The organism is Stenotrophomonas sp. LC732, assembly GCF_052446685.1.
Lineage (GTDB): Bacteria > Pseudomonadota > Gammaproteobacteria > Xanthomonadales > Xanthomonadaceae > Stenotrophomonas > Stenotrophomonas muris.
On the sequence record NZ_CP199214.1, the window covers coordinates 3,304,993 to 3,317,376 of the forward strand.

General features: G+C 68.1%; 7 protein-coding genes and 1 pseudogene. 5 read left to right on the forward strand and 3 right to left on the reverse strand.

All coding sequences use genetic code 11. The features are described from left to right. Positions 1-196 precede the first annotated feature (196 nt). Entirely contained in the window at positions 197-3,724 is a 3,528-nt protein-coding gene (locus ACT6SE_RS15770; protein ID WP_444811021.1) for an ATP-binding protein, read from the reverse strand. A 96-nt stretch (positions 3,725-3,820) separates the two neighbouring features. Continuing rightward, positions 3,821-7,364, reverse strand: a pseudogene (locus ACT6SE_RS15775) (ATP-binding protein). Between the two features lie 164 nt (positions 7,365-7,528). Between ACT6SE_RS15775 and ACT6SE_RS15780 the strand changes: the two are divergent. The 3 genes from ACT6SE_RS15780 to ACT6SE_RS15790 are packed head-to-tail and all read left to right on the forward strand — an operon-like array spanning position 7,529 to position 9,318. Further along, positions 7,529-8,173 (forward strand): YceI family protein, encoded by a 645-nt coding sequence (locus ACT6SE_RS15780; protein WP_014648056.1) that lies wholly within the window; start codon positions 7,529-7,531, stop codon positions 8,171-8,173. After that, positions 8,170-8,742: a cytochrome b gene (locus tag ACT6SE_RS15785; RefSeq protein WP_032957065.1), complete on the forward strand. Its 573-nt coding sequence runs from the start codon at positions 8,170-8,172 to the stop codon at positions 8,740-8,742. Before ACT6SE_RS15780 ends, ACT6SE_RS15785 begins: the two co-directional genes overlap by 4 nt. Before the next feature lie 3 nt (positions 8,743-8,745). Further along, the gene (locus tag ACT6SE_RS15790; protein ID WP_014648058.1) at positions 8,746-9,318 is read left to right on the forward strand and encodes a YceI family protein; all 573 of its coding nucleotides are present in this window, start codon (positions 8,746-8,748) and stop codon (positions 9,316-9,318) included. 118 nt (positions 9,319-9,436) lie between these two features. Here the strand turns inward: ACT6SE_RS15790 and ACT6SE_RS15795 are convergent, their stop codons facing one another. Next, positions 9,437-9,667 (reverse strand): glutaredoxin family protein, encoded by a 231-nt coding sequence (locus ACT6SE_RS15795; protein ID WP_014648059.1) that lies wholly within the window; start codon positions 9,665-9,667, stop codon positions 9,437-9,439. 99 nt (positions 9,668-9,766) lie between these two features. On the opposite strand from ACT6SE_RS15795, the gene ACT6SE_RS15800 reads away from it, so the two are divergent. Both ACT6SE_RS15800 and ACT6SE_RS15805 read left to right on the forward strand, forming a co-directional pair. Next, complete coding sequence (locus ACT6SE_RS15800) at positions 9,767-11,149, forward strand: L-serine ammonia-lyase (RefSeq protein WP_006464040.1); 1,383 nt, start codon at positions 9,767-9,769, stop codon at positions 11,147-11,149. 203 nt (positions 11,150-11,352) lie between these two features. Then, positions 11,353-12,348 carry an alpha/beta fold hydrolase gene (locus tag ACT6SE_RS15805; protein ID WP_046432015.1) on the forward strand — a complete coding sequence of 332 codons (996 nt, stop codon included), beginning with the start codon at positions 11,353-11,355 and terminating at the stop codon, positions 12,346-12,348. Positions 12,349-12,384 lie beyond the last annotated feature (36 nt).

Sequence of the window (12,384 nt, forward strand, 5' to 3'; positions counted from 1 at the left end):
GGTTGTTGGTAGGTGTCGACCTTGGTCGACACATCTGTCAGATATCGAATTCCAGATTGGGGTCAGAGCCCGTTGCGCAGCAACGGGATCCGACCCCGAGCTCCGACAGATCGCGGAAAACTGTCGAAGGCGGGCTTTTGACGTTGACGTTGACGTTGATTCTGCAGGTGCAGGACTGCAAGCCCTGCAATAAACCCTACCTGCCCATCGCCCTGGCGATCGCTTCCACCAGCAGTTCACCGGTCACCGGCTTGCGCAGGAAGCCGCCGATGCCGGCCGCTTCCACCTGCTGCTGAAGGTCCGGATCAGTCCGCGCGGTCACCGCCAGCAGCGGCAGCATGTAGCCCTGGTTACGCAGGTGCTGGGCCAGTTCGAAGCCGCTCAGGCCGGGCAGGTCCAGATCCAGCAAGCCGACGTCGAAATCGCCGGCACTGATCTCGCGCAGCGCCGCCAGCGCATGGCCGGCATGCACCACCTCGTGGCCGCGTGCGCTCAACAACCCCCGCACCACATCGGCCACGGTGGCATCGTCCTCGACCAGCAGCACCCGCAGCGGTGGCATGTTCGCCGCATCGTCGCGATGCCCCTCGGCGGACACCTCGGCGTCACCGTCCACCACCAGTGGCAACGGCAGGGTGACGCCGAAGCAGGTGCCCCGGCCCAGCTGGCTCTCCACCTGGATCCGCCCCTGCATCGCTTGTGCCAGCTCGCGGCAGATCGCCAGGCCCAGGCCGCTGCCACCGTACTGCGCTGCCGTACGTGCACCATCGGCCTGCTCGAAGCGTCGGAACAGGCGCTGCTGCTGTTCCTGGCTGATGCCCGGGCCGGTATCACGTACCTCGAAATGCAGCGCGCGCAGCTCGCCATCGCAACGTGCATGCAGGGTGATGGTGCCGCGGCTGGTGAATTTCACTGCGTTCGACAGCAGGTTCAGCAGGATCTGCCGCACGCGCATGGCATCACCGGTCGCCTGCAGGCCCGGCGGCAGCTGGTTGTCCAGGACGAAGCGCAGGCCCTTCTGTGCAGCCAGCGGGCCCATCAGCGCCGCCAGATCCTGCAGCAGGCCATTCAACGCAAACGACTGCGACTGCAGCTCCAGGCGCCCGGACTCGATCCGCGCCAGGTCCAGCGCATCGTTGACCAGATGCAGCAGGTGCTCGCCCGCATGCCGGATCGACTGCGTGTAGCCGCGCTGCTGCGGGTCCAGTGGCGAAGCCAGCAGCAGCTCGCTCATGCCCAGCACGCCGGTCATCGGCGTACGGATCTCATGGCCAAGGTTGGCCAGGAAGCGGGTCTTGGCCGCCGAGGCCTGCTCGGCCAGTTCCTGCTTGTGCAGCGCCAGCTGGTAGGCGTGGCGCCGCTGCAGGCGGCGTCGGTACAACCAGGCGAACCAGCTGGTCAGCAGCAACCCGACCGACGCCAGCACCAGCAGGCCGGACAGGCTGCGCCACCACGGCGGCTGCACGCGGAACTCCAGGCTCTGCACCCGCGACCACACATGGTCGGCCGAGCGTGCCTGCACTTCCAGCCGGTAGCTGCCCGGCGCCAGGCGCGAGAACAGGCGCTCACCCGCCGGACCGACTTCAACCCAATCCGGGTCGTAGCCGGCCAGGCGATAACGGTAGGTATTGGACGCCGAGTCGGCGAAGGACAGCAATCGCGCGACGATGCGCAGGTCGCGATCGCCATCGGCGATCTGCAACGGCGCATCGTGGGTCATGTCCAGCACCTGTTCGTTGCGGCGCACTTCCACCCGCTCGATCACCAGTGGCGCGCGACGTACCGAAGGCCGTACCTGCTCCGGGTCGAACACCACCGCGCCTGCCGCCGTTCCGGCCACCAGGTGGCCATCGGCCGCTGCGATCAGGGTGTGCTCGCGGAATTCCTGGCTTGGCAGGCCGTCGTGCACGCCGTACAGGCGCACGCTCTGCCCATCGGCACTGACACGTACCAGGCCGCGTGCGCTGGTCGCCCAAGCCACGCCCTGCGCATCCACCACCAGGCCAGAGGCGGAGATCGCCGGACAGCCCTGTTCGGCACCGACCACCGCCTGCCGTTCCAGCCGCCCCTGGCTCCAGCGGTATCGCGACAGGCGCCCGTCCTCGGACAACCAGACCTGGCCGTCACGGCCCACATGCAACGCATGGATGGCCGTTGCCGGCGCACCCGGCACCGGCTGGAAGCGTTCGCTTTCCGGCAGCCACTGCAGCAGGCCACGGCTGCTGGCCAGCCAGATATGGTCCTGCGGACCGCATTCCACATCGAGGTTGAGCTGGCCCTGCTGCAGGCCGCGCTGGCCATTGTCCAGCTGGCGCCGCAGGCGTCCGTCGAGATCACGTTGCTGCAGGCCCGCGGGAAGCATCAACCAGAGGCTGTCGCCGTCGCAGGTCATCATCGCTTCGATGACCCCTTCCATCGCCGCATCGGTACCGGCATCACGGCCCCAACGACGCAGTTCGCGCCGTTGCGGGTCGTAGCGCACCAGTGCATCGGTCGATCCGATCCAGACCTGGCCACGCCGGTCCTCGCGCACCGAGGTCAGCCAGTGCATGCCGTTGACCCAGGTGCGGTGCTGCTCGATCCTGCCGGTCTTCGGATCGAAGCGGTCCAGCGCGCCATGGCTGCCCACGGTCCAGACACCGCCATTGCTGGACGGGCTGGTGCCCAGCACGAGCGCATTGCGCAGCGAGCTGGGGTCGTCCTCCAGCCGCGACAGCACCGAGAACTGCCACCAGCGTGGCAGCAGGTGCCACAACCCGGCATTGGTGCTGGCCAGCCAGATGCCACCTTCGCGGTCCTCATAGGCACCGGTCCAGTTCGGCCGCACCGGACCGCGTGCGATCGCGCTGTACAGCGGCACGGTCTGGTACTGGCCGTCGACCGCACGTCCCAGCCCGGTGCGCGTATCCAGCCAATGCCCGCCCTGCTCGTCGCGCAGCATCATGCCCAGCACCTGCTCGCCTGGCGGCAGCTTCCACGGTGGTGCCTCGAAGCGGCCATCCGGGCGGCGCACGGTGGCCCCGGCCATCGTGCTGATCCACAGGCTGCCATCGGGCTCGGCGGTCAACCCGTTGATCAGCAGGCTGGGAATGATGTCCGTACCGACACGCTCGAAGTCGGTCCCGGTCCAGCGTGCCACGCCATGCTTGGTGCCGATCCACAGGCTGCCATCGGCCAGCGTGGCCAGGTAGGGCACCGACGACGAAGGCAGGCTGCGCGGATTGTTCGGCTCGGGCAGGAAGCGCTGCAGGCGGTCCTGGCTGTCCAGGCGGTACAGGCCGCCTTCGTGGGTACCGAACCAGATCGAGCCATCAGGCGTGCTGGCCAGGCTCCAGACCGTGTTGGTGCCCATCAACGGCTGGCTGCTGCGGTCGTAGAAGTGCAGCTGCCGGCGGTCGGCCGACATGCGCACCAGGCCAGCGTTCTCGGTGCCTATCCACAACTGGTTGCGGGCATCGACCAGCACCGTCCAGATGCGGTTGTCACGCAGTCCATCCTCGGAACGCCACACGCGGTAGGTGCGGCCGTCATAGCGGGCCAGGCCATCGTTGGTCGCGATCCACAGGTAGCCGTACCGGTCCTCGGCCATGCGGTTGACGGTATTGGACGGCAGGCCATCGAACACCGTCACCTGCCGCGGGCTCGGAGGCACCGGCTGTGCCGCAGCGGGCAACGCGCCGCACAGGAGGACCAGCAGCAGCATCGCCGCCCGCAGATACACCACCGATTGCCTCCTCACGCTGGTCCTGATGATTCCCGCGCTGCGGGCGTCGGCATGGTAAACCGAAAGTCGCGCCGTTCACGCCCGGCGCCGGCACAGTCACGCAGTCGCCTGCCGTTTCGCACGCGCCTGGGCGATGGCCGCCACCAGCAGGTCGCCGGTCACCGGCTTGCGCAGGAAGCCATCGAAGCCGGCGGCCAGCACCTGGGTTTCGGCGTAGGCATCGGAACGGGCGGTCACTGCCACCAGCGGCAGTTCATAGCCCATGGTGCGCAGCTGGCGGGCGATGGCCGTACCGTCCAGCGCGGGCAGATCGAGATCGAGCAGGCCGACGTCGAAACCATCGGTGGCGATCTCCGACAGCGCACCCAGGCCATGCAGCACGTGGACCACCTCATGCCCGCGCACCCGCAGCAGGCCGGCGATGACCTCGGCCACCGTGGCGTCGTCCTCGACCAGCAGGATGCGCAGCGGCGGCAGTTCCGGCAGGGCCGCCACCTCGCCCGCGGTGCCGGCGGCCTGGCGCGTCCAGGGCAGGGGCAGGCGCACGCGGAACCGCGCACCCTTGCCAGGCTGGCTGTCCACTTCGATACGCCCCCCCATCGCCACCGCCAGTTCCTGGCAGATCGCCAGTCCCAGGCCACTGCCGCCGTAGCGCGACGCGGTGCGCGGACCGTCGGCCTGTTCAAAACGATGGAACAGGCGCTGCTGCTGCTCGGCATTGATGCCCGGGCCACTGTCATGCACTTCGAAACACAGGCCGCCCTTCTCTTCCAGGCGCACGGCCAGGCCGACGTGGCCGCGCTCGGTGAACTTGATGGCGTTGCCGAGCAGGTTCAGCAGGATCTGGCGCACGCGCATCTCGTCTCCGCTGACACTGACCGGCCCTGCCGGGTTTTCACCGCGCCGGAATTCCAGCTGGCGCTGCTGCGCCATCGGCTGCATCAGGCCCTGCACCTGGTCAAGCAGTTCCTCCAGGTCGAACGGACGCAGATCCAGCTCAAGCCGCCCGGCTTCGATGCGGGCCAGGTCCAGCGCATCGTTGACCAGCCGCAGCAGATGGCTGCCGGCCTGCTGGATCGACCCCGCGTAGCCACGCTGCACCGGATCCAGCGGAGTCGCGAGCAGCAGTTCGCTCATGCCCAGCACGCCGGTCATCGGCGTGCGTACTTCGTGGCCCAGCGTGGCCAGGAAACGGCTCTTGGCCTGCGAGGCCTGCTCGGCCAGCTGCTGCTTGTGCACCGTCAGCTGCCATTGCTGGCGACGGCGCAGCCGCGCGCGGACCGACCAGACCAGGACCACCAGCAGCAGCGACCCCAGCAGGATGTAGCCGAAGATCGCCATGCCGCTGCGCCACCACGGCGGCAGCACCTTCACCTGCAACTGCTGCGAAGGCGTCCACGCGCCCCGGGCGGTCGCTGCCTGCACCTCGATGACGTAGCTGCCGGTCGGCAGCCGCGACAGGGTGCGCTGGCCATCGCCCCCCCTGCTCCACCCAGTCCTGGTCATAGCCCTGCACGCGGAAGCGGTAACGGTTGCCCTGCGGGCTGGCATAGGACAGCAGCCGCGCATCGATCTGCAGATCGCGGTCATCCGGTCCCAGCAACAGGGTGCCGGTGAGCGGCAACGGTTGCCAGCCGCGCGCGTCGTCGCGGCGTACGCGCACTTCGGCGATCACCAGCGATGAAGAAGGCAGCACCGTGTCGTCGGCATTCACATCGAAGGCAACCAACCCGGTCTGGGTGACGGCCAGCACGCGACCATCTGCATTCACTGCCGGTGGCCGGCCGGTGAACTCCGCATCGGACAGTCCATCGCGCTCGTTGAACTGCTGCAGGCGCCGCGTTTTCGGGTCCCAACGCAGCAGGCCGCGCGGCGTCGTCGCCCACAGCTGGCCGTTGCCGGCCAGCGCCAGCCCGCCCATGGTGACCGGCGGCACGCCTGCACTGCCGTCGATGCGCTGGATGAGGCGCAGGCTCAGGCCATCCCACTGGTAGCGCTCGAACGCGCCTTGGCGCGCCAGCCACAACTGTTGCGGATCGATCCACACCAGGTCGTAGATGGGCCCGCGCGAAACGCCCGGTACTGCCTCGAAGCGTCCAGCCTGCTCGCGCCAGATGCCCATGTCACCCATCACCCAGGGCCGGCCATGGGCGTCGAAGCGGATCTGCTCGATCGGCGCATCGGCGGTCCCGCGGAAATGCTCCAGCGGATAACGGTGCAGCAGCCGGCCCTCTGCATCGCGCTGCTGCAGGTCCAGGCCCATCACCGACACCCACACCGTGCCATCAGGCGCCTGCCGCATCAGGTCGATGCGCTGGCGCAGGTCGGCACTGCCATCGATCCGCAGATCGCGCAGCGCGCCGGTAGCCGGATCGTAGACGGTGATGCGGCCGCCGCGTCCCAGCCACAGGCGCCCATCCGGGCGCGGCAGCACCGACCACACCACGCCGCTGCCGAGCTGCCGGTCGCTGGCCAGCAGGCGCAGGGTGCCCTGCGCATCGAGCTGGTACACCCCTCGCGCCGAGCCGACGTAGTAGTTCTTCCCATCGCTGGCCGCGCTCAACAGGTACTGGCTGTCCAGCGGCTTGCCGTCGAGCTGGTTCCAGATCGAGAAGCGCCGCCAGTCCGGTGGCAGATAGGCCAGGCCCTGGGTCAGCAGCGCCACCCACAATCCGCCCTCGTGGTCCTGCAGCAGATCGAGCACACCGCTGTGCGCGGTCAGGAAGCCGCTGCCGCGGTCGCCCTCCAGCCGGCGCAGCGCCGCCGCATCCCCCCGCAACAGGCCATCGGAGGTGCCAGCCCAGTAGCCCCCCTGGCGATCGGCCAGGACCAGGGCCGAGCGCAGCTGGGCGCTGTCGGCCCATCGCGGACGACTGACCCGGTCCTGCCCATCGATGCGGTACAGGCCATCGTTCTGGCTGCCGACCCAGATCGAACCCTCCGCATCCCGGCTCAACCGGAGCACGCTCAGCGTGCTCAGTTCCCGCGCGGCCACCGGCTCGAATCCGCTGCCGTTCCAACGCGCCACGCCCGCTTCGGTGCCCAGCCACAGGCGGCCCTGCGCATCGACCAGGCTGGTGAAGATGCTGTTGCTGGGCAGGCCCCCCGGCTGCGCCGGGTCATGGGTGTAGAGGCGCACGCTGCCGTCCTCGCCAAGCCGGCAGACGCCATGGTTGTTGGTCCCGATCCACAAGGCGTCGTCGACATAGGCCAGCGCCCAGAACTGCCCCTGGCAGGTGGAATTGACCGTGTCGAAGGTCCGGAAGCGCTCGCGGTCGGCATCCAGGCGGGCCACGCCCTTGCCGTTGATGCCCACCCAGACCCGGTCCAGCGGATCGATCAGCAGGGTCTCGATCTCGTTGCCGGGCAGCGAGCCCGGCTGTTCCGGATCGTGCTCCCAGACCCGCAGGCTGTTGCCGTCATAACGGGCGAGTCCACCATCGGTGGCGGCCCAGATGTGGCCCTGGCGATCCTCGGCCAGCGCCACCACCATGCGTGACGGCAAGCCTTCGGCGGCACCGAAGCGGCGCAGGCGCGGTGTTTCTGCCATGTCCAGGGTCGCAGCCGCCGTGGCCATCGCCATCAGCAGCAGTCCCATACCTGCGATGCCACGGCACCACCGGCGCCAGCCGCTCGTCATCCTGAACCCCCTGTCCTGGGCCGATTGTCACACAGGGCCGGGTTCATGGCTGCAACAGGCTGTTTCCAGCGGCGGCACCACCACGAACTGTTGCAGCCATGCACGCAACGTTGGCAGGGGGCTGTGCGTATGATCACAGCGTCACCTTCCGGAGCCCGCCATCGATGCGTCCCTGCCTGGCCCTGCTGCCGATGCTGCTCGCCACCGCCCCTGCCTGGGCGGCCGCCGACACCTATCGCCTCGATCCGGTGCACACGCGGGTGCTGTTCTCCATCGATCACGCGGGCTACTCGCAGGCCATGGGCACCGTGTCCGGCAGCGAGGGCCGCGTGCTGTTCGATCCCGACAACTGGCGCGACGCCACCCTGGAAGTGGACATTCCGGTGTCGCGTCTGGACCTTGGCGACGCCAAGTGGAACCAGGCCACGCTGGCCCGCAGCCTGCTCGATGGCGAGCGATTCCCCAGCGCACGCTTCGTCTCCAGCCGGGTCGAACCGATCGACGCCAAGCGTGCGCATGTGATCGGCACGCTGACCCTGCGCGGGGTCAGCCAGGAAGTCACCCTGGACGTGACCCTCAACGCGCTCAAGCGCTACCCGCTCCCTCCATTCCGACGCACCGCCGGGTTTTCCGCCAGCACGACGCTGAGCCGGCGCGCGTTCGGCATCACCGCCTGGCCGGGGGTCATCGGTGATGCGGTACAGGTGCGGATCGAGGCCGAAGCCACCCTCGACCGCAGCGACGCCCCGGGAACTCCCGCTCCCGTTCCACACTCCGACCACACGACGGCCCCCAAGGACCCTTCATGACCGCCAAGAACACCCCCGCCGCGTGGGGAAGTGTCAGCCAGCTCCTGCACTGGTTGATCGCACTGCTGATCCTCGCCCTGGGCGTGGTCGGCCTGACCATGGGCGAACTGCCCAAGACGCCCAAGTACTTCTGGGTCTACACCGCGCACAAGTCGATCGGCATCACCGTGCTGGCGCTGGTGCTGTTCCGTCTCGGCTGGCGCCTGTATGCCGGTGCGCCGAAGCCGGTGCCGGGCGTGCCCAGCTGGCAGGAACGCATCGCCAGTGCCACCCACGTGCTGCTGTACGTGCTGATGTTTGCCATTCCGCTGTCGGGCTGGCTGTACGACTCGGCCAGTGGCCTGCGCCCGTTCCGTTGGTTCGGCCTGGTCGACGTGCCCAAGCTGAGCGGCCCCGACCCGCAGGTCGTCGCGGTGTCCCATGCCCTCCACGAATACGGCTTCTGGCTGTTGATCGCGGTGGTGCTGGCCCATGCCGGCGCTGCCTTCTACCACCACCTGTTCCAGCGCGATGCAACGCTGTCTCGCATGTTGCCGCGCGGCTGGCTCGCCTCCCCTCAGAAGGACTGACCGATGAACCTGAAACTGACCACTCCGGCCGCCGTGGCCGCCGCCCTGGCCGGCATGCTGGCCACCGCCCCGGCGCTCGCTGCCGAGTATGCGCAGGCCCCCGGTGCCGGCTCGATCCTGGTGTTCGCCAGCAAGTACGACGGCGAAGTGTTCACCGGCAGCTTCCCGGGCTTCGCCACCAAGCTCAGCTTCGACCCGGCCAACCCGGCTGCCGGTTCGCTGGATGTAGTGATTCCGCTGGCAGGCGCCAGGAGCGGCAACAGCGACCGTGACTCGACCCTGCAGGGCGCCGACTTCTTCAATGTCGGCAAGTTCGCCACCGCGCGTTACACCGCCAAGGGCTTCCGCGCCGTGGGCAACGACCAGTTCGCCGCCGATGGCACCCTGGAACTGCGCGGCGTCAGCAAGCCGGTCACCCTGACCTTCACCTGGAAGCCGGGCACCCAGCCGGTACTGACCGGCAAGGCCACGGTCAAGCGCCTGGACTTCGGCGTCGGCGGCGGTGACTGGGCCGATACCAAGACCATTCCGGACGACACCGCGATCAGCACGATCGTGAAGTTCGACGCGAAATAAGACCATCCGGTGATGCCGTGCCCGTGGCCGGCATCACCGGGCATCGCAACGCATCCGGTAGTGCCGGCCGCTGGCCGGCATCACCGGGAACAGAGGGGTTGCCGGCCAGCGGCCGGCACTACTGATCGACGGCCAACCAGGCCTGCACCGTGGCCGCATCGAACGGCCAGTCCAGCTCGCGCTCGCCGCGCTCGTCGCGCAGCACCGGCACCCGCGTGCCATAGCGCGCTTCCAGCGCCGGCTGGTCATCCAGGAACACCGATTCGAACTCCGGCGCCCGCGCCTTGGCCAGCTCGGCCAGGGCCAGGTCGCACAGGTGGCAATCGTCACGCTGGATCAGGGTCAGCACCAGTCAGGCTCCCGTGGCGGAAATGCTGCGCCGCAGCCATCGGATGGCCCGGCAAGCCGCTAGAATAGCCGCTTGTCCGGTACCCGCAGTTTGGCATCCATGGCTGTCAGCACGTTCGACGTTTTCAAGATCGGCATTGGCCCGAGCTCCTCGCACACCGTCGGACCGATGAAGGCCGCCGAGCGATTCATCCATCGCTGGCTGCTCGACCCGGGCCGCCTGCACGAGGTCGCGCGCATCCGCGCCGATGTCTACGGCTCGCTGGCCTTGACCGGCCGCGGCCATGGCACCGACAAGGCGATCCTGCTGGGCCTGGAAGGCCAACGGCCTAACCTGATCGACCCGGACATCATTCCGGCCACCCTGGAGCGCATCCGCAGCAGCAAGCGCATCCAGCTGATGGGCCAGCACGAGATCGCCTTCGACGAGAAGCGCGATCTCGGCATGAACAAGCGCCAGAAGCTGCCCTACCACACCAACGGCATGCGCTTCACCGCGTACAACGCCGACGACGAAGTGATCGCGACCCGCGATTACTACTCGGTCGGTGGTGGCTTCGTGGTCAACCAGGACGACGCGGCCGATGACCGCATCGTGCCCGATGAAACCCCGCTGCCCTACCCGTTCAAGAGCGGCGACGAGCTGCTGGCACAGACCGCGCGCAGCGGCCTGAGCATCGCCCAGCTGATGTTCGAGAACGAAAAGTGCTGGCGCAGCGAAGACGAGATCCGCGCCCAGCTGCGCGAGATCTGGAGCGCGATGCAGTCGTGCGTCACCCGCGGCATCCGCGAGGAGGGCGTGCTGCCGGGTGGCCTGAAGGTCGGCCGTCGTGCACCGGCGCTGTACCGCGAGCTGTCGTCGAAGCCGGAAGCGGCGATGCGCGATCCGCTGACGACGCTGGACTGGGTCAACCTGTACGCACTGGCAGTGAACGAAGAGAACGCTGCCGGTGGCCGCGTGGTGACCGCACCGACCAACGGTGCGGCCGGCGTACTGCCGGCGGTGCTGCATTACTTCGACCGCTTCTGCCCCGGCGCCAACGAACAGCGCGTGTTCGATTTCCTGCTGACCTCGGCGGCGATCGGCATCCTGTACAAGGAAAACGCTTCGATTTCCGGTGCCGAAGTGGGCTGCCAGGGCGAAGTGGGCGTGGCCTGCTCGATGGCGGCCGGTGGCCTGGTCGCGGCGCTGGGGGGCAACCCGAGCCAGATCGAGAACGCCGCGGAAATCGGCATGGAACACAACCTGGGCCTGACCTGCGACCCGATCGGCGGCCTGGTGCAGATTCCCTGCATCGAGCGCAATGCAATGGGCGCGGTGAAGGCGATCAATGCCTCGCGCATGGCGATGCGTGGCGACGGCAAGCACAAGGTGTCGCTGGACAAGGTCATCAAGACCATGCGCGATACCGGCCGCGACATGCAGGACAAGTACAAGGAAACCAGCCGCGGTGGCCTGGCGGTGAACGTCATCGAGTGCTGAGGGCGACCGGCTCCGGCGCGATGGCGACGGGCCACAGGTAGAGTCGACTGTCAGTCGACCATCGCGCGCAGCGCGGGATTTCCGCGGCCTGAGGGAAGAGCAGTCGACCAACAGTCGACTCTACCCGGTCACCCTTGCCCGTACGGGCGACACCGTCACCGCGTTCCGGTTAGGCTCGGGGCTTCCCCACCCCGGATTGCCCCATGCGCGTGATCGCTGCCGCCCTGCTTGCCTGCCTTCCGCTGGCCGCCCTGGCCGCCCCCACCTACGGGCCTCGGCTGGAGGGTTTCGACTACGGCTATCCGGTGAAGACCTTCGCGCTGGAATCGCAGCGGCAGCCGCTGGAGATGGCCTACCTGGACATCGCGCCGAAGAAGGCACCCATCGGCGTGGTGGTGCTGCTGCACGGCAAGAACTTCTGTGCCGCCACCTGGAAGGAATCGATCAAGCCACTGGTCGCCGCCGGCTATCGGGTGATCGCCCCGGACCAGGTGGGCTTCTGCAAATCCAGCAAGCCCGAGCGTTACCAGTATTCGTTCGCGCAGCTGGCCGCCAACACCCATGCCCTGCTGCAACAGCTGCAACTGGGTGACGTCCCGGTGCACCTGGTCGGTCATTCGATGGGCGGCATGCTGGCGGTGCGCTACGCGCTGATGTTCCCGCAGGACCTGCGCAGCCTGTCGCTGGTCAATCCGATCGGGCTGGAAGACTGGAAGGCGCTGGGCGTCCCCTGGCGCAGCGTCGACGCGTGGTACGCCGGCGAAATGAACACCAGCTATGACAGCATCCGCCGCTACCAGCTGGAGGTGTACTACGACGGCAAATGGAAACCGGCCTACGAACCGTGGGCGCGGATGCAGTCGGGCATGTACGAAGGCCCGGGCAAGCAGGCCGTTGCATGGAGCCAGGCGCTGGCCTCGGACATGGTGTTCAACCAGCCGGTGGTCTACGAACTGAAGCACCTGCAGGTGCCGACCACGCTGTTCATCGGCCAGAAGGACCGCACCGCGATCGGGCGCGACCTGGCGCCGCCTGCGGTGAAGGCGACGCTGGGCAATTATCCGGTGCTGGGCAAAGCAGCGGCCGCAGCGATTCCCGGCGCGACGCTGGTCGAGTTCGCCGAACTGGGCCATTCGCCGCAGGTGCAGGACCCCAAGCAGTTCAACAGCGCGTTGTTGAAGGCCCTGAAGTCCCGCTGACCGGCAGGCGTGCCCTCTGTAGAGCCGAGCCCACGC